The organism is Agrobacterium sp. 22-209-1, from assembly GCF_053522485.1.
In genome coordinates this window covers 50,598-70,990 of sequence record NZ_JBNWCH010000013.1, presented here as the reverse complement: position 1 = coordinate 70,990, position 20,393 = coordinate 50,598, and the positions used below count along the sequence as shown (strand labels likewise).

17 protein-coding genes and 1 tRNA gene are annotated in these 20,393 nt (G+C 59.9%); 12 read left to right on the top strand and 6 right to left on the bottom strand.

Annotated elements, in window-relative coordinates:
• The first annotated feature begins 10 nt into the window (after positions 1-10).
• Together ACQZ48_RS21570 and ACQZ48_RS21565 are read left to right on the top strand one after the other, a co-directional pair.
• Positions 11-622: a YitT family protein gene (locus tag ACQZ48_RS21570; protein ID WP_035236585.1), complete on the top strand. Its 612-nt coding sequence runs from the start codon at positions 11-13 to the stop codon at positions 620-622.
• Positions 623-693: 71 nt separating this feature from the next.
• On the top strand, positions 694-1,335 hold the full coding sequence (locus ACQZ48_RS21565) for a YitT family protein (protein WP_077985381.1): 642 nt from the start codon (positions 694-696) through the stop codon (positions 1,333-1,335).
• Positions 1,336-1,361: 26 nt separating this feature from the next.
• Here the strand turns inward: ACQZ48_RS21565 and ACQZ48_RS21560 are convergent, their stop codons facing one another.
• The gene (locus tag ACQZ48_RS21560; RefSeq protein ID WP_077985382.1) at positions 1,362-1,823 is read right to left on the bottom strand and encodes a carboxymuconolactone decarboxylase family protein; all 462 of its coding nucleotides are present in this window, start codon (positions 1,821-1,823) and stop codon (positions 1,362-1,364) included.
• Positions 1,824-1,931: 108 nt separating this feature from the next.
• Entirely contained in the window at positions 1,932-2,435 is a 504-nt protein-coding gene (locus ACQZ48_RS21555) for an RrF2 family transcriptional regulator (protein WP_077985383.1), read from the bottom strand.
• Between the two features lie 44 nt (positions 2,436-2,479).
• Here ACQZ48_RS21555 and ACQZ48_RS21550 point away from each other — a divergent pair, with 44 nt between their 5' ends.
• Together ACQZ48_RS21550 and pdeM are read left to right on the top strand one after the other, a co-directional pair.
• On the top strand, positions 2,480-5,071 hold the full coding sequence (locus tag ACQZ48_RS21550) for a ligase-associated DNA damage response DEXH box helicase (protein ID WP_448729444.1): 2,592 nt from the start codon (positions 2,480-2,482) through the stop codon (positions 5,069-5,071).
• 28 nt (positions 5,072-5,099) lie between these two features.
• The gene (gene pdeM, locus ACQZ48_RS21545) at positions 5,100-5,828 is read left to right on the top strand and encodes a ligase-associated DNA damage response endonuclease PdeM (protein ID WP_077985384.1); all 729 of its coding nucleotides are present in this window, start codon (positions 5,100-5,102) and stop codon (positions 5,826-5,828) included.
• A gap of 46 nt (positions 5,829-5,874) precedes the next feature.
• Here pdeM and ACQZ48_RS21540 read toward each other — a convergent pair whose 3' ends face one another.
• From ACQZ48_RS21540 to podJ, 4 genes are all read right to left on the bottom strand, one after another.
• Positions 5,875-6,312 carry a universal stress protein gene (locus ACQZ48_RS21540; protein WP_077985385.1) on the bottom strand — a complete coding sequence of 146 codons (438 nt, stop codon included), beginning with the start codon at positions 6,310-6,312 and terminating at the stop codon, positions 5,875-5,877.
• A gap of 157 nt (positions 6,313-6,469) precedes the next feature.
• Complete coding sequence (locus ACQZ48_RS21535; RefSeq protein ID WP_077985386.1) at positions 6,470-7,297, bottom strand: TIGR02186 family protein; 828 nt, start codon at positions 7,295-7,297, stop codon at positions 6,470-6,472.
• The gene (locus ACQZ48_RS21530; RefSeq protein WP_077985387.1) at positions 7,294-8,220 is read right to left on the bottom strand and encodes a sulfite exporter TauE/SafE family protein; all 927 of its coding nucleotides are present in this window, start codon (positions 8,218-8,220) and stop codon (positions 7,294-7,296) included. Before ACQZ48_RS21530 ends, ACQZ48_RS21535 begins: the two co-directional genes overlap by 4 nt.
• A 263-nt stretch (positions 8,221-8,483) precedes the next feature.
• A complete protein-coding gene (gene podJ, locus ACQZ48_RS21525; protein WP_448729443.1) occupies positions 8,484-12,233 on the bottom strand; it encodes a cell division protein PodJ in 3,750 nt (1,249 codons plus the stop codon).
• Between podJ and ACQZ48_RS21520 the strand changes: the two genes are divergently transcribed.
• From ACQZ48_RS21520 to ACQZ48_RS21485, 8 genes are all read left to right on the top strand, one after another.
• Positions 12,200-12,529, top strand: a complete 330-nt coding sequence (locus tag ACQZ48_RS21520) for a hypothetical protein (protein WP_165691362.1) — start codon at positions 12,200-12,202, stop codon at positions 12,527-12,529. The genes podJ and ACQZ48_RS21520 overlap by 34 nt on opposite strands.
• Before the next feature lie 80 nt (positions 12,530-12,609).
• Positions 12,610-14,406 (top strand): acyl-CoA dehydrogenase C-terminal domain-containing protein, encoded by a 1,797-nt coding sequence (locus ACQZ48_RS21515; RefSeq protein ID WP_191217117.1) that lies wholly within the window; start codon positions 12,610-12,612, stop codon positions 14,404-14,406.
• Positions 14,407-14,443: 37 nt separating this feature from the next.
• Positions 14,444-15,652, top strand: coding sequence for an acetyl-CoA C-acetyltransferase (locus ACQZ48_RS21510; protein ID WP_137409742.1), 1,209 nt, complete (start codon positions 14,444-14,446; stop codon positions 15,650-15,652).
• A gap of 8 nt (positions 15,653-15,660) precedes the next feature.
• Positions 15,661-15,873 carry a hypothetical protein gene (locus ACQZ48_RS21505; protein WP_269823393.1) on the top strand — a complete coding sequence of 71 codons (213 nt, stop codon included), beginning with the start codon at positions 15,661-15,663 and terminating at the stop codon, positions 15,871-15,873.
• 33 nt (positions 15,874-15,906) lie between these two features.
• The gene (locus ACQZ48_RS21500) at positions 15,907-18,123 is read left to right on the top strand and encodes a 3-hydroxyacyl-CoA dehydrogenase NAD-binding domain-containing protein (RefSeq protein ID WP_448729442.1); all 2,217 of its coding nucleotides are present in this window, start codon (positions 15,907-15,909) and stop codon (positions 18,121-18,123) included.
• A 155-nt stretch (positions 18,124-18,278) separates the two neighbouring features.
• Complete coding sequence (locus ACQZ48_RS21495) at positions 18,279-18,710, top strand: hypothetical protein (protein WP_448729441.1); 432 nt, start codon at positions 18,279-18,281, stop codon at positions 18,708-18,710.
• A gap of 239 nt (positions 18,711-18,949) precedes the next feature.
• Positions 18,950-19,025: transfer RNA gene (locus ACQZ48_RS21490), tRNA-Phe, on the top strand.
• A gap of 149 nt (positions 19,026-19,174) precedes the next feature.
• Positions 19,175-20,350: a Shedu immune nuclease family protein gene (locus ACQZ48_RS21485; RefSeq protein ID WP_035239403.1), complete on the top strand. Its 1,176-nt coding sequence runs from the start codon at positions 19,175-19,177 to the stop codon at positions 20,348-20,350.
• Positions 20,351-20,393 lie beyond the last annotated feature (43 nt).

Here is a 20,393-nt window from a genome sequence, read left to right as displayed (position 1 = left end):
CGTTTACGGCATGTGGAGTTCCGATCCGGCCAAACATGCGCCGGTGGAGGACGTGCAGGGCATCGTCACCGGCGCCATCGTCTCGGCGCTCGGCTTTTATCTTCTGAACAAGGTCGGCCTTCTGACCGGCGGCACCGCCGGCGTCGCCTTTCTCCTGCATTATGCTTTCGGCATCAGCTTCGGCCTCCTGTTCTTCCTCGTCAATCTGCCGTTTTATTACCTGTCGTTCCGCCGCCTCGGTCTTGCCTTTTCCTTCAAGACCTTCATCGCCATCGGCCTTGTTTCTGTGCTGACGGAAGTGGAAGCCCGCTGGATGGTGATCGATAGCATCAATCCGCTCTGGGCGGCGTTGCTCGGCGGCCTGCTGCTAGGTTATGGATTGCTGGCGCTCTATCGCCACCGCGCCAGCCTTGGCGGCATCGGCATTCTCGCCATCTATATTCAGGATCGCTTCGGCATTCGCGCCGGTCTCATCCAGCTCGCCTTCGATGCCTTCGTGATGCTCTGCGCCTTCCTCGTCATCGATCCGGCGACCGTCGTTTATTCGATTGTCGGCGCGTTTGTCCTCAACATGTTTCTGGCCATCAATCACCGCTCGGATAGATACATCGTCGTGCGTTGAGCAAAGGTGGTTGAAATCCGGAGCACTTCAGCGCAATAGCTCGGTAGAGACCAAAATTCGGGGAAAAGTGCATGGATGATACGAGCGCACGCAGGCGACTGAACCTTTGGGCCTCCGCGCCGGATCGTCATTCATTGCTGGAGGACGCGCAGGGCGTTCTCGCGGGCAGCATGCTGGTTTCGCTCGGCGTCACGCTGTTTTCCGCTGCCGGCCTTTTGACGGGCGGCACGGTCGGTCTGGCGTTTCTCGTGCATTACGGCGCAGATCTCAGCTTCGGTACGGTCTTCTTCCTCGTCAATCTGCCGTTTTATTATCTCGCCTTCCGTCGCCTCGGCCTTGCATTCACGGTCAAGACCTTCTGCGCCATCGCCATGACGGCGCTGCTTTCCGAATATATGCCGGGCTTCTTTGCCTTTGAGAGCATCAACCCGATTGCCGCGGCACTGTTCGGCGGGTTGACGGTGGCGGCCGGCATGCTGGCGCTGTTCCGGCATCGCACCAGCCTCGGCGGCTTCGGCATCCTGGCGCTCTATCTTCAGGATCGCTTCGGCTGGCGCGCCGGCCTCGTGCAGCTCGCCTTTGACGGCATGGTTCTCGCCTGCTCCTTCTTCGTTGCGACGCCTTTCGTTATCCTTTGTTCCATTCTAGGCGCGCTGGTCATGAACCTCACGCTCGCCGTCAACCACAGAAACGACCGCTACATCGCGATGTAGCGGTCGTTCGATGCGGTCGTGGTGGCTCAGGCCGCCTTCGCAGCCGCGTCGATCGGATGCTGCGAGCGGAAGCCGACCGCGATGCGGTTCCAGGTGTTGATTGCGCCGATCGCAACCGTGATTTTCACGATGTCCTCATCGGAAAAATGCGCTTTCAACGTCTCGAAGGCATCATCCGGAGCGCCGGTTTCGGCAATCTTCGTCACCGCATCCACCCAGCCAAGCAGAGCCCGTTCCTGTTCGGTATAAACGGGGGATTCGCGCCAGACGCTCATCAGGTTGATCCATTGTTCGGAAAGCCCGTCATGGCGGCTTTCCTTCACATGCATGTCCACGCAGAAGGCGCAGCCGTTGATGATCGAGGCACGCAGCTTGATGAGGTGGATGAAGCGGCGCTCAAGACCGCTGGTCTGAACATAATTTTCAAAAGCCATCATGGCCTTGAAAGCTTCGGGGGATGCTTTGGCATAGTTGACGCGGGTTTTCATGTGTTTCTCCGTTGGTTGGGTTGGTTTAAGGCGTGTGTCATCGGTCCGGGAAGCGGCAATGCCATCCGGGAACGTGATTGGTGGTTATTCCGGGTCTCGTTTTCGGGTTCAGCGCATCGTCGTCTTGCGCTCATTCATGTCCAGAAAGGCGCAGCCACGCGCGGCAATCCCGCCATCATCATTGGCAGCAAGATCACCCAGAATATCGGCGATGGTGGTTTTGGCGAGTTCGGCCCGGTAGACTTTCTCTGCTTTCAACATCGCGGCATTGATTCCGCAGGGCTTGGTGAAATAACGGCCGGGCAGCGGGTTCGGCCCGCGCTGGCGGATTTCCGCGCAACGAAACGCCGGCTGCGGTCCTTCGACCGCCAGAACGATGTCAAGCAGGGTGATCTTGTCGGTCGGTCGCGCCAGACGATATCCGCCCTTAGGCCCCGGCACCGTGGCGACAATTCCCGCGCTGGACAATGATTGCAGGTGCTTCAGAAGATAGCTCGTGGAAACGCCGTGAAATTCCGCCAGCGCCGCTGCCGACAACACGCCGCCTTCGGAAAGTCCCGCCAGCATGCCCACGCTGTGAATGGCCTGTTCAACGCCGTCGCCGAGTTTCATTGGTTCCTCACGTCTTGTTGCTGTATCGTGGATATTATTTATCCATGATTCTGATTTCCTGTCAAGCGTCGTTGGAGCGCTCTTCTTTTTCTCAGGTTTTTCACTACCTTGAAGGGGTGAAACATACCGAGTCTCCCACGTCCGGCACGCATGTCGGCACCTTGCCCCTTCCATTCCAGAAATGGTTTGCCGAAAAAGGGTGGTCTGCGCGCGCCCATCAGCTGGAGCTGATGGCACGGGCGAGGGGCGGGGAAAACATGCTCCTGATCGCACCAACAGGCGCAGGCAAAACGCTGGGTGGCTTCCTGGCCTCGCTCACCGCTCTCACAGAGCGCGGCAAGGTTCCGCCCGGCTCCGGCTTTGTCGGCGTGCACACCCTCTACATCTCGCCGCTGAAGGCGCTCGCAGTCGATATCGAGCGAAATCTCACCAAGCCCGTTTCCGAAATGGGTCTGCCGATTGTCATCGAAACCCGCACCGGCGATACGCCCCGGGCGAAACGCCAGCGCCAGAAGGTGAGGCCGCCGGATATCCTGCTGACGACACCGGAGCAGGTCTCACTGCTGCTTGCCAATAAGGAGGCGGAGCGCTTTTTCCGCGACCTGAAATATGTGGTGCTTGATGAGTTGCACTCGCTCGTCACATCCAAACGCGGCCATCTGCTGTCGCTGGCGCTCGCGCGGGTGCGCAGGCACGCGCCGGATGTGCGTTTTATCGGCCTGTCGGCCACGGTCGCCGATCCGATGGATTTGCGCCGTTACCTTGCGCCGCAGGGACAGGGTGAGCCGCCGGCCGGCCTCATCACGGTCGAAGGGGGCGCTAAGCCGGATATCTCCATTCTGCAAACGGAAGAGCGCATTCCGTGGTCCGGCCATTCCGCGCGTTATGCCGGCAAGGACTTGTACGAGGCGTTGAAGCGGCATCAGACCACGCTGGTCTTTGTGAATACGCGCTCACAGGCGGAAAGGGTCTTCCAGGAACTCTGGACCGTCAATGACGACAACCTTCCGATTGCACTGCATCACGGTTCGCTGGATGCCGGCCAGCGCCGCAGGGTGGAGGCGGCGATGGCGGAAAACAAGCTGCGCGCTGTTGTCGCGACCTCTACGCTCGATCTCGGCATAGACTGGGGCGATGTGGACTTGGTGGTGCATGTCGGCGCGCCAAAAGGCGCAAGCCGTCTTGCCCAGCGTATCGGGCGCGCCAATCACCGTATGGACGAGCCTTCAAAGGCGATCCTCGTTCCCGCCAACCGCTTCGAGGTGATGGAGTGCCGGGCCGCGCTGGATGCCAATTACATCGGCGCGCAGGATACCCCGCCCATTGCCGAAGGCGCGCTCGATGTTCTCGCCCAGCATGTGCTCGGCATGGCCTGCGCCGAACCCTTCGATGCGGATGAGCTCTATCGAGAAGTGACCAGCGCCTCGCCCTATGCCGATTTGCCGCGCCCCACCTTCGACCGGGTGGTGGATTTTACCGCCACCGGTGGTTATGCGCTGCGCACCTATGAGCGTTATGCTCGCATCCGCCAGATGAAGGATGGGCGCTGGCGCGTTTCCAATCCAGCCGTTGCCCAGCAATATCGCCTTAACCTTGGCACCATCGTCGAGGCAGCAGAACTCAATGTCCGCATGGTCAAACGCAACGCCAAGGGCACGGTCGGGCGCGGCGGCATGTCACTCGGCAAGGTCGAGGAGTATTTTCTCGAACAGCTGGTGCAGGGGGACACATTCCTGTTTGCCGGAAAGGTGCTGCGTTTTGAAGGTATCCGCGAGAACGAATGTCTGGTTTCGCAGGCTTTCTCCCTCGATCCGAAGATTCCCTCCTATGCAGGCGGCAAGTTTCCGCTCTCGACCTACCTGGCGGATCAGGTGCGCTCCATGCTTGCCGATCCGGCCCGCTGGCAGGCATTGCCGGATCAGGTCCGTGACTGGCTTGAAATCCAGAAGGAAAAGTCGATCATCCCAAAGCGCGACGAGCTGCTGGTGGAAACCTTTCCCTTCCGCAAGCGCTTTTTCATGGTCATGTATCCCTTCGAGGGGCGTTTGGCGCACCAGACGCTCGGCATGCTTGTGACGAGGCGGCTGGAGCGGGCTGGCGCCAAGCCGATGGGTTTCGTCGCCACCGATTATTCACTCGCCATCTGGGCCATGGAAGATATCGGCATGCGGCTGAAATCCCGCCGCCTGTCGCTTGCAGACCTGCTCGACGAGGACATGCTGGGCGACGATCTGGAAGCATGGCTGGACGAATCCTTCATGCTGAAGCGCACCTTCCGCAACTGCGCCATCATCTCGGGCCTCATCGAACGCCGCCACCCCGGCAAGGAAAAGACCGGCAGGCAGGTGACCGTGTCGGCCGATCTTATTTATGACGTTCTTCGCAGCCATGAGCCGGATCATATCCTGCTGGAAGCCACGCGGCGCGATGCCGCGGCAGGACTTTTGGACATTGGCCGTCTTGGAGATATGCTGAAGCGAATCAAGGGACACACCACGCATCGCGCGCTGGAGCATGTCTCACCTCTTGCCGTTCCGGTCATGCTGGAAATCGGCCGGGAGACGGTGGCGGGCGAGGCGATGGACGATGTGCTGGCGGAAGCTGCCGATGAGCTGATCGCCGAGGCGATGTCCTGAAAGACCCATTGAAGGAACGACGACAACATTGCTGAGCCGGCTGACATTGAGCGACAGATTTTCCAATGGCTTCGAATGCCTTGGCAGCGAGACCGTCATCAATGGCGTTGCCGCCTGGTGCGACCCGCTGGGCGGGCTGTATCTGCCTGACCTCTCGCTGCTGGTCGTCTCCGATCTGCATCTGGAAAAGGGCGCGGCCTTTGCCCGGCGCGGCTCCATGCTGCCGCCCTACGACACCATCGCCACGCTTAAAATCCTGTCCTCGTTGATCAGCCGCTACGATCCGAGGATCGTCGTCAGCCTCGGTGACAATTTCCATGATCGCGTCGGCTCGCAGCATCTGCCGCTGCCGCTGCGCGAACTCATTCGCGAGATGGCGCGTGGCCGCGAATGGATATGGATAAACGGCAACCATGATCCCGATGGTACGGTCGATCTGCCGGGCTCTTCGGTGGACGAGATGTTTTACGGCGCTCTCGTCTTCCGCCACGAGCCGAAACCGGGAGATGCCGCCGGCGAAATCGCGGGGCACCTGCATCCCTCCGCCACGGTCCGCCGCCGCGAAAAGACGGTGCGACGGCCTTGTTTCGCCACAGACGGTTCGCGTCTGTTGATGCCGGCTTTCGGGGTGATGAGCGGCGGGCTGGATTTGCGCCATAAGGCGATGCGCGGCCTCTTCGATCACGCCGCGCTCGTCGCGCATCTGATGGGGCGGGACCGCATCTATTCTGTGCGATTTTCAAATCTCATCGGCTGAGCGTATTTTCCGAACGTAAAGCCGCTACGTAGTTACCGGAAATGCTCTATTGCCGGTAGACCAGCACCGGTATCTTCGAATTCTTGAGCACCTTGGCCGTGACGCTGCCGAGCAGCAACTCCACGAAGCGCCTGTGTCGGTGCGAGGCCATGGCGATGAGATCGCAGCCGCTCTTGTCGGCGATTTCGATAATCGCTTCGTCCGGCCGCCCCGCGCGCGCAAGCAGGGCCTCGCAATCGAGCCCCATGGCGGCGGCGTGCGCCTGCGTATCCCTCAGCAGATGTTCCGCTTCCTCGCAGCGGTGAAATTCCTCTTCGGCAATGGCGGCAATGTCCTCGACATCGCTGGCAATCACGTGAAAGGGTTCCGACACCGTCACCACGGTCACCTTTGCGCCTGCCTCCCTGGCGAGAGCGAACCCTTGGTCGATTGCGATCTGCGCCAGCGGCGAGCCATCGGTGGGAATGAGAATGTGCTTGAACATGACATTTCTCCTTTTCATCCCCGTCACAACCGCACATACCGCCATAACCTGGGTGCGGGGTTGTAACGCCTTGAATTTTACCGCAAACCGTTGGCGGAAGCGAATGCTATCTTCGCCGGCTGGGAAGGCAGACACTCTCTTTTTCGGGAAAAAAGGATCAGTCCTTGCGGAAGATGATGCTGGCGCCCCAGCCGGTCACGACTGCCAGTAGAACGCAGAGCGCGCCATAGGCAAGCGGCGTCTGATGCGCGGCATCGGTGATCGCCTGTTCCATGCCCGTCTTGACGACGCGCAGTTTCAGTTCGCGCTGGGCGATGAATTTGCCGCTCTTGAAGAGATAGGCGCGGGCGGTATGCACGCCATTCGGCACGTTGGCCGGCAGGCGCAAAGTCGCCCAGAACAGGCCGGTGCGTTCCAGCCGCACCCCGGTTGTGTCGTTGCGATAGATGCCGCTGGAAAGCTTCAGACGCCGATAAGCCTCCTGAAAGTCGAAAACATTGTCCGGCACGCCGGAGAAGACCGCGCTTTTCAGTGACAGATGGTCGACGCCGAGCCCCATGGCGCGGAGCGTTCCGGGCGAGGCGATGTCGGCGGTATTGCGCGTGCTGGCCATGGAATAGGATTCCGGCAGCGGCGTGAAGGTGATGGCACTGGTATTGATCCATATGCCCGCCACGCGCTGTTTCTTGCGCACGGTCATATAGTCGCTCGGCCCTTCCAGCGTTACGACAATGTCATATTGTCCGATGGCCAGCAGCAGCTGGTCGGTATTGTTGAGTGCGCCGAAGAGGGTGAAATCCGCGCCGCGAAAATCCGAAGCGATGGGAATTTCGGTGGTCGATGCGCCGATTTCGATGTTTTCCTGCAGCGGCGGCTGCTGCGGACCGGGCGGCAGGGCAAGCGGCGGCGTCTGGGCCGAAGCCGGTTGTCCGAGGGAAAGACATGAGGCCAGCGCAAGGGCGGCAAGCAGCAAATGGCGGATCAATAACCTAACCCCCCAACGGCGACTGAAAACAGGTCTTCCGGGCGCACCACCAGCGACACGGCAAGGCGAAGCGCAACAGCGAGGACGAGAAGCGCCAGCAGGGCGCGCAGCTGTTCGCCGCGCAGTTTTTGGCCGACGCGCACGCCATATTGCGCGCCAATGACGCCCGCCACCATCAGGATGAAGGCCAGCACCACATCGACGGAATAGTTGGTCGCTGCCTGAACGACGGTCGTATAGGCGGTCACGAAAATGATCTGGAACAGCGAGGTGCCGACGACCACATTGGTCGGAATACGCAGAAGATAGATCAGTGCCGGCACCATGATGAAGCCGCCGCCGACACCCATGACGGAGGTGAGGATTCCGATGGCGAAACCCAGTGTGACGACGGGAATGATGCTAAGATAGATCTTCGATTTCTTGAACCGCATTTTCAGCGGCAGGCGGTGCACCCAATTATGATGGCCCGGCCGGCGCAACGTCACGGCTTCGTTGCGTGCAGCGCGGCGGAGCGCCGAAATGCTTTCCTTCAGCATCAGGCCGCCGACGGCGCCGAGCAGGATGACATAGAGGAGCGAAACGATGAGATCGAGCTGGCCGATGCTGCGCAGGAAGGAGAATATCCAGACGCCGACCGTCGCGCCCACAAGACCGCCGACGAGCAGGACGGTGCCGAGCTTGACATCGAGCGTGCCGCGCCGGAAATGCGTGATCGCGCCGGAAACGGAGGAAGCCACCACCTGGTTCGCGCCCGTCGCCACGGCCACCACAGGCGGAATATTGTAGAAAATCAGAAGCGGGGTAATCAAAAAGCCGCCGCCCACGCCAAACATGCCGGACAGAAAACCGACGGCCGCGCCCATGCCGAGAATGATGAAAATATTCACCGACAGTTCTGCGATCGGCAGATAGACAGTCACGGCTCGGACCTCGGGCAAATGGTTCCGGGCGGCATGGCTTGTCCGGGTGAGGGGGCCGCGCCGCGATTTACACTTTCTGTCTGAAAAGACCGGGCATGCCCGATCTTCATCCGTCATGCCCACGAGGGCCTGACCTGTCAACATTCAACGGCAAATACGTTGATAATTTGGAAAGATAGCGGCCGTGTGTCGGCAGCGGGCCACATTCCTGCGCCGGGCTGAGCGAAAGCGGCCAAAGGGCCGCTTCGCCGGTTCTTGAATGTTTATTTGTTGCGGGCGAGAAGCGCGGTGACCAGTTCGTTGGTAATGCGCCCGTCCGGGGTCTGGCCCACGGATTTCTGGAAGTCCTTGATGGCCGTCACGGTGTTCTTGCCGAGCTTGCCGTCAGGTTGGCCGGCATCGAAACCGTTCTTGTTCAGGATCGCCTGAATGTTGCGGATCGCCTTTTCCATGTCCACGGAGGCGGTCTTCACGCCCTCCTTGCCAGCCCATTCCTCCGGCGGGTTGACGCTGTTGGCGTCTTCCGAAAGCGGCTTGACCTTCCAGGCGTCCACCTTGGCCTTTGCGCTCTGAAGCTGCTGCGGGTTCAAGGCCCCCGCAACTTCGTCGCGCTTCTGGGCGGCGTCGGCGTCACCATCCTTGGCTGCGATGGCGAACCACTTGTAGGATTCCTCGATGTCCTGCTTCACGCCGCTGCCGCGCGCATAAAGAATAGCGAGATTGAACTGGCTGTCACGAACGCCGAGGTCGGAGGCTTTGATGAACCATTGCGCGGCGGCGGCGAAATCCGGCTGACCGGCCGCATCGGAAGCGAGCAGGACGGCGAGATTATGCATGGCGCCCGCATTGCCCTGTTCCGCGGCCAGCGTGTAATAGCGCTTGGCTTCGGGAAGGTTACGTTCGACGCCGTTCGCCTTCTCGTAAAGATTGGCGAGGCGATATTGCGCGGGTGCGAGGCCGCGATCTGCGGCGAGTTTGTACCACTTTGCCGCCTCGGTGCGGTCGGCGGCAACGCCGCGGCCATCGGTGTAACGGGCTGCGATCTCGAACAGCGCCTGCGTGTCCCCCTTGGCGGCCGCTTCGGCAAGCGAAGCGGGTTCGATGCCGGCGGGAACGGTGATGGCGTCCTGGACCGGAACAGTCGTGGCGGCAACCTGTGCCGGAGCCGAGGGTTCGTTCTGCGCGACGGTGCCGGAATTTGCCGCATCCACGGCGGGAACGTCGGCAACCGGCGGCTCGTCAGGCAGCGGCGCGCCGCCGATGGTGCGTGGATCGATGATATTTTCCGCCGGTGCGGTGTTTTCGATGCTGTCGGCGGATGCGGCCTGTTCCGGATCGATGGCGAGATCGGACGGAATGGTCACGGCCTTCTCACCCGTTTCGGGAAGCGCGGAAACCGGGCCCTGGTCCGTCTTCTGCTCGATGATCGGCGCCGGAGCTTCCGCGCCGCCGATCAGCGTCTTGACGAGCGGCATGGCCATCATTGCCAGAAGAATGGCGCCGATGCCGAGCAGCAACGGGCGACGATAGCGCGAAAGCGTGGAGGTGTCGGTCTTGCGGCTCTTCTTGCCTGTGTCCAGCTTCTCCGGCGATGTTTCCATGGCGGCGGCCTGCGCTGCACGACGGGCGGCGGCAATGAAATCCGTCCGTCCTTCGGCGTCTGCGGCCTTGCCGCTGGCGGCCACCTGGCTGGCGCGAACGCGCTCGAGGATTTTCTTGATATCGGGCGCGCCCGAACCAGGCTCCAGAAGTTCGTTCTCCTGACCGGCAGGCAGAACGTCGATCGGATCGAGCGACGGGGCGGGCTCAACCTGCGTGCGGGAGGAGGAGGAGGCCGATATCGGTTCTTTTTCGGCTTTGACGGTCTTTGCAGTACCCGTTTTGAAACGCTTCGTCAGGCCGGCGAGCAGGCTCTTTTTTTCCACCTTCGCGGGTTTCGCTGCAGCAGGAGGCACGATGGCGTCCGCATCCTTCTCGTCGGCGTCGAGAATGGCCTGTTCTTCGGCAATATAACCCTCTTCCGGGAAAACGGCGGCCGGCATGGACACATGTTCGCGCGCGGGGACTGCCGTAGGTTGCGCAACGCTGCGCTGCGCGGCCTGTTCGCGGTAGACGGGAGCATTGTCGAGGTTGTCCAGCCGGCCGGCAATCTGCACCAGCGTCTCATGCAGCGCTTCGAATGTGCGGTGCGTACGTTCTTCGGTATTGCGGCTCAAGGCTTCGAGACTGCGCAGATCGGTCGCAAGATCGGTTAGCATGCTCATGTCGGCAAGGCTTGCGCCGGCCGAGAGATTGTTGCGGGTATAGGCGTCCAGAACGGCCTCGGCCGCCTGCCGGGCTGCCTCGATGATATATTCGTCGTTGGACGCCATGTAGTCTTCGATGGCCGCCATGCGGGCGTCGAGTTCAGGCGGCATGGCCGCGGCCTGCATCTGCACCGGCTGGCTGATCAGCGTCGAGAGATGGGCGATCTGGTTTTCGAGGCTTGCGAGCGCATGGCTGTCGGCGGGCGCGGCATGGGCGGTCTCGTCGAGGCGGGCGGCAATGTTGCCGAGCCGCTCTTCCAGACGCGAGAAAGCGCTTTCGCTGAGGTCCGATGCCGGCTGCGGCTGGCTGTAACGATAATCGAGGTCCTCGATCCGCCGGGAGAGCAGGTCGAGCCGCTCAGCCAAGCCGTCATTGACGGCGCCGTGATCCAGCGCGTCGATCTTGCGGGAAATATCGCTGAGGAAAGAGGTCAGTTCCGCCTGTTGTGAGGGGCGCTGTGACCGTTCCAGAAGCTGCGACAGCTGGTCCAGCCGCTCATGCAACTGCGCGGCGTCGCGGGCGGTGCTGAGTTCGTCGATCTTGCCGGCCAGCGCTTCAAGGCGGGCGGTGAGGTCCGGCGCCGGTTCAGGTTTTGCGGCGGCAAGGCGGTTGATGTCGCCAAGCTGTTCGGCAAGGCCGTTCAGCCGGTTCTCCAGACGCTGCGCCAGCGCATTGTCCGTTGCCTGCGCATTGGCGCGCGTGCCGGATGCGGCAATGGCGCGGCTGATTTCATCCAGCCGCTGGTCGAGACCGGAAAACTGTTCGGTAAAGGCCGCTTCGTTCGGCTGGATGTGCTTGCCGAGCTGCTCCACGGCGCTGGCAATCGCAATCAGCTTGTCTTCGAGCACGCGCACGGCCGGATTGTTGCTCATGCCGCCAAGCTGCGTCTTGATGTCATCGAGACGATAAGCGAGCGAAACGATCTCATCCTGCAACGCGCCGGCGTCGAAACCGCGCAGCGTGTCTTCCACATTGTTCCAGCGGTTTTCGATCCGGTGTACGCTGTCTTCGCGTGCCAGCTGGTCGATGGTGGCGCGCAGGTCCTCGAATTCGTTGCGCAGGCCATAAGCGTCAGGGGACGCCAGATTGCCGAGCTGGTCGATGCTGCCGGCCAACCGCGCAATGTCGTCGCGCAGATCGCCGATGAATTGCTGGTCTTCCGCCACCGCACGGATATTGCGGATTTCGGCACGCAGTCCCTGCGCTTCGCGGGCAACGCCCTCGGCAATATCGTGCTTCAGCTCGTGCCGCAGATTGACCAGCGCCTGGGCGATCTCCTGCAGGGCTGCGTCATCGCGCTGCGGTTCCTGATGGGGCGGCATGGCACGGGCGCGCGGCGCGGGAGCGGCCGTCTGCTGGGTTTCCCTCGAGCCATATGCCGGCGCGAGCGGCCGGGTAATCGTCCGTTCCGGGCGGACGGCGGGTTCCTGCGGGCGCTGGAAGCTTGCCTCGAGAAGACGCTGGCGCTGGCGGATTTCGTTGACGGGATCAAGCTGCGGTGGCGTAACGGCAGCGCGGGGCTCACGCGACGCGGCATAGGCCTCGATCTTGGGCTCTGCCTGAGCGCTCGCGGATCGCGGATCGCGCGGGAATTTCTGGCTCATCAGCCCCTCAATGCGGGCTTCAAGGCCTTCAATGGTGCGATTGAGAGCATCAAGAGACGACCTGTCGCTTGGCTGTTGGTTTTTCGATCGCAATCCGTTCATCTTTTCGCTCGCTTCGCTTCCGCCCGCTGTGCCCGGTTATATGTCGCGACGTGGCCTGCCTGAACACGCCGTCGCCGCAACATGCAGCAATTCCAGAGCCGGTATTTGCCCCCGTTGAGGAAAATGCGCCGAGTACGAAGCAGTTACCTCTGTCGGGAGAATTCACGAAACGTGGTAAAGAAGTGGTTAACTATGGTCGGAATTTTTTAACTTTTACGGCGCATGGCCGCCTGACGCCGGGCCGGATATACGTTGCGCGAAAAAGGAGAAGGAATATTCCGCCGAAATTTATTTGACGTTTACGCGCACGTCAAATATTGTCATCCCATATCGGCCGGATTATCGCCGGCGCCCACGATGCGGAGGAACATCGGTAATGCCTGTTTACAAGGCCCCAGTCAAAGACACGCTTTTTATCCTGAACGACGTTCTTGGCCTCGAGCGGTATAACAACCTGCCCGGCTTCGAGGACGCAACCCCCGATATGATCGAGGCCATTACCGGTGAAGCCGCAAAGCTTGCCGAAGAGCGGCTTTTCCCGCTCAATCTTTCCGGTGATCAACAGGGCTGCAAGCGCGCCGATGACGGTTCGGTTTCGGTGCCGGATGGTTTCAAGGATGCCTATGACGCCTATTGCGAGGGCGGCTGGATCGGCCTTGCCGTGCCGCCGGAATTCGGCGGTCAGGGACTGCCCTACACGCTGCATGCCGCCATCGGCGAATATATGTCGTCCGCCAACCTGTCGCTGATGATGTATCCCGGCCTGACGCAGGGCGCGATCGCTGCGATCCTCGTGCACGGCACGCAGGAACAGAAGGAAACCTATCTGCCGAATATGGTGGGTGGCACATGGTCCGGCACCATGAACCTCACCGAACCCCATTGCGGCACCGATCTCGGCCTGCTGCGCACCAAGGCAGTGCCGCAAGGCGATGGTAGCTACAAGATTTCCGGTCAGAAGATCTTCATCTCCGCCGGCGAACATTCCATGACTGACAATATCGTTCATCTGGTGATCGCCCGCATCGAAGGTGCGCCAGAAGGCACCAAGGGCATTTCGCTGTTTATCGTGCCGAAGTTCCTTGTCAAGGAAGACGGCACGCTCGGCGAGCGTAACGGCGTCACCTGCGGCGCCATCGAACACAAGATGGGCATTCACGGCAACGCCACCTGCGTCATGAATTACGATGACGCGACGGGTTATCTGCTTGGTGCGGAAAACAAGGGCCTGTCGGCCATGTTCGTGATGATGAACGAAGCCCGCCTCGGCGTCGGCCTTCAGGGGCTGTCGGTTGGCGAGATCGCCTATCAGAACGCTGTCGAATATGCCCGAGAGCGCATTCAGGGCCGCTCGCTTTCCGGCGCGAAATTCCCGGACAAGAAGGCCGATCCGATCATCGTGCATCCGGATATCCGCCGCACGCTGATGACCATCAAAGCCTATAACGAGGCGGGCCGCGCCTTCCTGCTGTGGACGGCGCTGCAATCCGATATCGCCCACCGCGCCGCTGATGAAAAACAGCGCCAGACAGCGGATGACCTGCTCGGCCTCGTCACGCCAATCCTCAAAGGCGTTTTGACCGACAAGGGCTTCGACCACGCCGTGATGGCGCAGCAGGTCTTCGGCGGCCATGGCTACATCGAAGAACATGGCATGAGCCAATATGTCCGCGATGCGCGTATCACCATGATCTACGAAGGTGCCAACGGCATTCAGGCGCTCGATCTGGTCGGTCGCAAGCTCGGCATGAATGGCGGCCGCGCCGTTATGGCACTGTTCAAGGAAATCGGCGATTTCTGTGAGGAAAACCGCGCTGATGAAAAGCTCAGCCTTTACACCAAGGGCCTGAAGAAGGGCTTGAACGACCTGCAGGCCGCAACCATGTGGTTCATGCAGAACGCCATGGCCAAGCCCGACAATGCCGGGGCCGGTTCGACCGATTATATGCATCTCTTCGGCATCGTGGTGCTGGGTTACATGCAGGCGCGCATGGCGAAAGCCGCCAGTGAAGCGCTAGCGGCAGGCAGCACTTCGGACGAGGATTTCCTCAAGACCAAGCTTGTCACGGCGAAGTTTTACATGGAGCGCATCATGCCGGAAACGGCGCTGCGCAAGGCCCGCATCGAAACCGGCGCGGACACGATGATGGAACTGGCTGCGGAAGCATTCTGAGAAGGTTGGCGGTAAACACGCCGCAGGGAGAGAGTTTATGACCGACGTATTTATCTACGACCATGTCCGCACCCCACGCGGACGCGGCAAGAAGGATGGCAGCCTGCATGAGGTGCCCTCCGTTCGCCTGGCCGCCAAGACGCTGGAAGCCATCCGCGATCGCAACGGGCTCGACACCTCTGCTGTCGATGACATCATCATGGGCTGCGTCGATCCTGTCATGGATGCCGGCGCGGTGATCCCGAAAGCCGCCGCCTTTGAGGCGGGTTACTCCAACAAGGCGCCGGGTATGCAGATCTCGCGCTTCTGCGCCTCGGGTCTCGATGCCATCAACTTCGCAGCCGGCAAGGTCAAGGCCGGCTCGGACGATATCGTCATCGCCGGCGGCGTCGAAAGCATGTCGCGCGTCGGCATGGGCATGTCTGGTGGCGCCTGGTACATGGACCCCTCGGTCAACTTCCCGGCCTTCTTCATGCCGCAGGGCGTCTCGGCCGATCTCATCGCCACCAAATACGGCTTCTCCCGTGACGATGTCGACGCCTATGCCGTCGAGAGCCAGAAGCGCGCGGCGGATGCCTGGGAAAAGGGCTATTTCAACAAGTCGGTCATTCCGGTGAAGGACCAGAACGGTCTGACGATCCTTGATCGCGACGAGCACATGCGCCCCGGCACCGATATGCAGGCGCTTGCCTCCCTCAATCCTTCCTTCCAGATGCCCGGTGAAATGGGTGGCTTTGAAGCCGTCGGCATCATGGCCCACCCGGAAGTGGAGCGGATCAACTACGTGCACCACGCCGGCAACTCTTCCGGCATTGTCGATGGTGCCGCCGCCGTGCTGGTCGGCTCCAAGGCGGGCGGCGAGGCGATGGGCGTGAAACCCCGCGCCCGCATCAGGGCTTTCGCCAATATCGGTTCCGATCCGGCGCTGATGCTGACCGGCCCGGTGGATGTGACCGAGAAGCTCCTGAAAAAGACCGGAATGTCGCTTGCCGATATCGATCTTTTCGAACTCAACGAAGCCTTCGCCGCCGTCGTCCTGCGTTACATGCAGGCTTTCGACATCAGCCATGATCGGATGAACGTCAATGGCGGCGCCATCGCCATGGGCCATCCGCTGGGTGCAACGGGCGCGATGATCCTCGGTACTGTCCTGGATGAGCTGGAGCGGCGCGATCTGAATACTGCGCTCGTCACACTCTGCATCGGCGCGGGCATGGGCACGGCGACGGTTATCGAGCGGGTTTGAGGCAGGCCATGAGGCGCGAGGTTTACGAGCGGCCCAAGAATGAGATCGAACAGCAACTGGCGCGGCACAATCTGGAAAAGGATATGGCACAGGATCATAGGGCGTCCATCCGCCCTGTTTCCGCTGTCCACATCCGACGGCTCCGGGCAGAGCGTTGGGGCTTGATCGTGTTTCTCGTTCTTGTGGTCAGTTGTATCGGCCTTGCAATCGGACTGTCGTAACCGCAGGGAAATTTGAGGGAAGAGGAATCCCAAATGAGCACTTACACCAATTTCACCATCGAGACGGACGCAGACGGCATTGCCCTCGTCACCTGGGACATGCCGGAAAAATCCATGAATGTCTTCACGTCAGAGGTTCTTGAGGAACTGAACGCCATTGTCGATGCCACCGTTGCCGATGGCGCGGTCAAGGGCGTCGTCTTCACTTCGGGCAAAAGCAGCTTTTCCGGCGGTGCCGATCTGTCGATGCTGAAGTCCATGTTCGCCCTTTATAATGACGAAAAGGCGAAAAGCCCCGACGCTGCCGCGGCGAAGCTGTTCGAACTCGTCGGTCGCATGACCGGCCTGTTCCGCAAGATCGAGACCAATGGCAAGCCGTGGGTCTCGGCCATCAATGGCACCTGCATGGGTGGCGCGTTTGAGCTTTCGCTTGCCTGCCATGGCCGCGTGGCCTCCAGTGCCAAGAGCCTCAAGATCGCTCTGCCGGAAGTCAAGGTCGGCATCTTCCCTGGCGCCGGCGGCACCCAGCGCGTCTCGCGCCTGACGGACGCGCAATCCGCCTTGCAGATGATGACGACCGGCCAGTCGCTGACCGGCGCGCGCGCCAAGGCCATGGGGCTGGTTCATCAGGTGGTGGAGCCGGATCAGCTGGTCGCAACCGCAAAGCAGATGATCAAGGACGGCCTGAAGCCGGTTGCCCCTTGGGATGAAAAGGGCTTCAAGGCCCCCGGCGGCGGCATCTGGACGCCGGCCGCAGCTCAGCTCTGGCCAGCCGCACCGGCCATCCTGCGCCGCGAAAGCGCAGGCAACTATCCGGCCGCCCTCGCCATCCTGAAATGCGTGTATGAGGGCCTGCAATTGCCCTTCGATACGGCACTGAAGGTCGAGCAGCGTTATTTCACCGAAATCCTTCGCTCGAAGGAAGCCTTCGGCATGATCCGCTCGCTGTTCATTTCCATGCAGGAACTGGGCAAGGGCGCGCGCCGCCCGGCGGGCCAGCCGAAGACGGAGTTCAAGAAGGTCGGCGTCGTCGGCGCGGGCTTCATGGGTGCTGCCGTGGCCTATGTCACCGCCGCAGCCGGCATCCCCGTCACGCTGGTGGACCGGGACCAGGAAGCCGCCGACAAGGGCAAGGGCCATTGCGAGGAAAGCGTCAAGGCCGCCATAACCAAGGGCAGGCTGACGCAGGATGAAGGCAAGGCCCTGCTCGGCCTCGTCACGCCCACATCCGATTACGCCGCGCTCTCCGACGCCGATCTCGTCATCGAAGCCGTGTTCGAGGACCGCGACGTGAAGAAGGCCGTCATCGAGGCCGTGGAAGCCGTGTTGCCTGAAGGAGCGATCTTCGCCTCCAACACCTCTACCTTGCCAATCACTGGTCTTGCGAAGAACTCCAAGCGCCCGGTGGATTTCATCGGCATCCACTTCTTCTCGCCTGTCGAGAAGATGATGCTGACGGAAGTCATCCTTGGCAAGGAAACCGGCGACAAGGCGCTCGCCGTCGCGCTGGATTACGTGGCGAAAATCAAAAAGACGCCGATCGTCGTCAACGATACACGCGGCTTCTTCGTCAATCGCTGCGTGCTGCGCTATATGGCGGAAAGTTACGACATGCTGATCGAAGGCGTTCCGCCCGCCATGATCGAAAATGCCGCTAAATTCGCCGGCATGCCGGTCGGCCCGCTGGCGTTGAACGACGAGGTGGCGATCGATCTTTCCTACAAGATCCTGAAAGCCACCGTCGCCGATCTCGGCGAAAAGGCGGTTGATCCGCGCCATATGGAACTCGTGAAGAAGCTGGTGGAAGGCGAGGGCCGGTTCGGCCGCAAGAACGCCAAGGGCTTCTACGACTATCCGCAAAAGCCCGCCAAGAAATCCCTCTGGCCCGGCCTGAAGGACCTCTATCCGCAGCAGAAGCCTGAAGCGGTGGATATGGAGGTACTGAAACAGCGCTTCCTCGTCACCGTGGCGCTGGAAGCCGCCCGCACGGTGGAAGAAGGCATCGTCACCGATCCGCGTGAGGCAGATGTCGGCTCCATCCTCGGTTTTGGCTTTGCGCCCTATACCGGCGGCGCTCTGTCCTACATTGATGGCATGGGCGTCAAGACCTTCGTGGCACTTGCCGAAAAGCTCAGCGAGACCTATGGCCCACGCTTCAGGCCGACGCCGCTGCTGAAGGAGATGGCCGCCAAGGGCGAGACCTTCTACGGTCGCTTCGATCCTTATGCCAGCGCCGCCAAGGCGGCCTGAGGCTTCACGCGAGACATTGAACAGGCCCTTCGGGGCCTGTTTTATTATGCCTGCCTCCCCGCTTTCCGTGCATCCTTTGCTCAGTTGAGGCGTTGAAGGGGCTGACCGGGCAAAACTGCCCGCCGCAGCAATTTAGCATGCGTCAGGAGACAACGATGAAAGCACCACTGCGATCCCACGGTTTCGACAAGCCATCCGACCTGGACGACGAATTGGCCGAACTGGAGGAAGAGGCCGAAGCTGTAGGTGCCGAAGCAAAGGCGGAAAAGCCCGCAGCCAGGAGAACGCGGACCGCAAATACCATCGACCCGGCGCTGCGCGCCGAATTGGACGAGCTTCGCAAACAGGTCGACAAGATCCGCCGCGATGTCAAACGGCTGGAGGCTGCCCAGCATTCCCGCCACGCGCCCGCACGGCCCCACCACGAGCGCGACGGCGAGAATTCCCGCCTGATGACGGTGGTGCGCTCCGTGGCCGTCACCTCGCTTGCCAGCCGCATCTTCGCTTCCTCGCCCGTCATGGCGGCGCTGGTGGCCGTTGTGCCAATTGCGCTTGGCCTTGCCGCACGACGCAATGAGGGGGCGTAAGTCGCTACCTGCCGCGCCGGCACCCGCTGGCCCGGCGGATGCCCAGGAGCGGGTTTTCCGCCGCAATCCGGCCTTCGCCGGGCAGACTTTCGAGCCATCCACAGGCGCCGTGAAAAAACTGTCAAAAAACTTCGCAAGGGCGCTTGCCATGTCCGAACAAGATGTTATAACCCCGCTCACTTTCGGGGCACCAAACAGCCCTGCCCGCCAAAAGCGGAGGTTCTTCAAGGACCTGAAGTGCCCGGATAGCTCAGTTGGTAGAGCAGCGGATTGAAAATCCGCGTGTCGGTGGTTCAAATCCGCCTCCGGGCACCATTTCTCATTATCATCAAATAAGTTTTGTTATGGTGCGGGTGCTCGATGGTAGCGCTCTCAATGTCAGATTAAAAATTTAATACTATCGACCTGTGTATAGCAAGTGAAGCAATGTCGCTTAATTCGCAAATATGCTGCATAATCTTTGCATGACAGATGATGCTGAATATCACTGGAAGAAGCAGTCGGACCGCACTTACATAAGTCGTAGGATAGTCCCTGGGAACAACGAACCTTCGATGCGAATTGCTTCCAAGGTTTTCGATGTAGGCGGAGGCTATGTCTACGCTAGGGAACATGATGAACTTGTCTTGCGAAAGACGTTTTCAGGTAGGCATGAGATAGTCGTTAAGTTTACCGAAGACGACAGGCAAATATTCACCTTAACTATTCAAAAATTCAATAAAACTTCTGGGCCATCTGATAAGTATCACTTTTCATTCGTTGGCGAAGAAATAGACAATCTTATTGAATTCTTGCTCAACATCAAGAATTTCCATTTTCCAGATACTGGAAAGGTGAACATTTCAGATAGTGATCTGAGGCAGATAATTATTGATGAGGATCAGGCTCGCCGTGTTTTTTTAGAAAATCGCGAAATGATAGAGCAATTGGTTCAAAGTGAAGAGTTGACAAGAGATATAGTGGCCCTCGGTTATCGGCGAAAACAGCTTGATGTTTTTGAGCGTCTACTAATCGATGCCGAGTATTTTGCAAAACAGCAATCGAGATTATGCACAACTGCTGAGGGACTTTGGCAAAAATTCTTTGAGAAGAATAACTGGATTTTCGGATATGGGCTATCCTTTTCATTTTTTTCTAACTTAGACGGGCGAGGATTAGAACAACCTGTTGTCGGACATTCTATCGCTACAGTCGGTAAACGGGCAGATGCTCTGCTAAAAACGCAAGCTTATGTGAGTGCCCTTTGTTACGTGGAAATTAAGAGGCACGACACGGCGCTTTTGGATTCAAAGGCCTATCGTTCCGGTGCGTGGAAACCTTCGGAGGAATTGTCGGGTGGAGTCGCCCAATCGCAAGCTACCGTCCAGGAAGCAATGGAATTGTATTCTCGAAAGGTTCAGCCGACAAATAGTGGTGGCGATCCCACAGGGGAGGTAGTCTTCAACTTTGAGCCGAAATCAGTGCTTGTTATAGGTAGTTTGAACGAGTTTCAAACCGACAACGGCCTCAATGAAAATAAGTATCGTTCATTTGAATTATTTCGCAAAAATCTACATCGCCCAGAGATTGTTACCTTTGATGAGCTTTTTCACCGAGCTAAATATATAGTGGAGCATAGCGGCAATCAGACGATTGATTGATTTGCGTACTCATTTGATTCATTTTCATTATTTGGTCCCGTGA

What these genes read in the sequence shown, in the direction of transcription:
- ACQZ48_RS21570 (WP_035236585.1), top strand. Translation starts at nt 11, where the DNA reads ATGTGGAGTTCCGATCCGGCCAAACATGCGCCGGTGGAGGACGTGCAG.
- ACQZ48_RS21565 (WP_077985381.1), top strand. Translation starts at nt 694, where the DNA reads ATGGATGATACGAGCGCACGCAGGCGACTGAACCTTTGGGCCTCCGCG.
- ACQZ48_RS21560 (WP_077985382.1), bottom strand. Translation starts at nt 1,823, where the DNA reads ATGAAAACCCGCGTCAACTATGCCAAAGCATCCCCCGAAGCTTTCAAG.
- ACQZ48_RS21555 (WP_077985383.1), bottom strand. Translation starts at nt 2,435, where the DNA reads ATGAAACTCGGCGACGGCGTTGAACAGGCCATTCACAGCGTGGGCATG.
- ACQZ48_RS21550 (WP_448729444.1), top strand. Translation starts at nt 2,480, where the DNA reads ATGATTCTGATTTCCTGTCAAGCGTCGTTGGAGCGCTCTTCTTTTTCT.
- ACQZ48_RS21540 (WP_077985385.1), bottom strand. Translation starts at nt 6,312, where the DNA reads ATGTTCAAGCACATTCTCATTCCCACCGATGGCTCGCCGCTGGCGCAG.
- podJ (WP_448729443.1), bottom strand. Translation starts at nt 12,233, where the DNA reads ATGAACGGATTGCGATCGAAAAACCAACAGCCAAGCGACAGGTCGTCT.
- ACQZ48_RS21515 (WP_191217117.1), top strand. Translation starts at nt 12,610, where the DNA reads ATGCCTGTTTACAAGGCCCCAGTCAAAGACACGCTTTTTATCCTGAAC.
- ACQZ48_RS21510 (WP_137409742.1), top strand. Translation starts at nt 14,444, where the DNA reads ATGACCGACGTATTTATCTACGACCATGTCCGCACCCCACGCGGACGC.
- ACQZ48_RS21505 (WP_269823393.1), top strand. Translation starts at nt 15,661, where the DNA reads ATGAGGCGCGAGGTTTACGAGCGGCCCAAGAATGAGATCGAACAGCAA.
- ACQZ48_RS21500 (WP_448729442.1), top strand. Translation starts at nt 15,907, where the DNA reads ATGAGCACTTACACCAATTTCACCATCGAGACGGACGCAGACGGCATT.
- ACQZ48_RS21495 (WP_448729441.1), top strand. Translation starts at nt 18,279, where the DNA reads ATGAAAGCACCACTGCGATCCCACGGTTTCGACAAGCCATCCGACCTG.
- ACQZ48_RS21485 (WP_035239403.1), top strand. Translation starts at nt 19,175, where the DNA reads ATGACAGATGATGCTGAATATCACTGGAAGAAGCAGTCGGACCGCACT.